General features: G+C 69.3%; 1 protein-coding gene. It reads left to right on the forward strand.

The window, feature by feature from the left end; genetic code table 11:
- Positions 1 to 280, forward strand: a 280-nt coding sequence (locus KI686_RS17375) for an ACT domain-containing protein (protein WP_237590285.1), incomplete at its 5' end; no start/stop codon positions are given.
- Between the last annotated feature and the right edge of the window lie 144 nt (positions 281 to 424).

A 424-nucleotide genomic window follows, 5' to 3' on the forward strand; every position in this document is an offset into this window, starting at 1 on the left:
GCAGGCCGCGGTCGGCTTCGAGAACCTGCTGCACGACGACCAGATCGGCAAGCTCTCGGTCGTCGGCGCGGGCATGCGCACGCACTCGGGCGTCTCCGAGATCCTCTTCGACGCGCTCAGCCGCGGCGGCGTGAACATCGAGATGATCTCCACCTCCGAGATCCGCATCTCGGTCGTGGTGCGCGGATCCGACCTGGCTCAGGCGGCGCAGGCCGTGCACACCGCCTACGGCCTGGACAGCGAGATCGAGGCCGTCGTCCACGCCGGCACCGGCCGCTGACGGCATCCGCTGCATCCGGCATCCGTCGCCTCCGCGCGTCCGTCCTGGTACGGATGCAGGGACATCGGCACGTCTGGAGGCGGACACGCGGACGATCCTCCCTGCAAGCGGGGGATCTCCCTGCATCCGTACCGAGACAGCTGA

This window comes from Polaribacter sargassicola, from assembly GCF_021991835.1.
In the GTDB taxonomy this organism is placed as follows: domain Bacteria; phylum Bacteroidota; class Bacteroidia; order Flavobacteriales; family Flavobacteriaceae; genus Polaribacter; species Polaribacter sargassicola.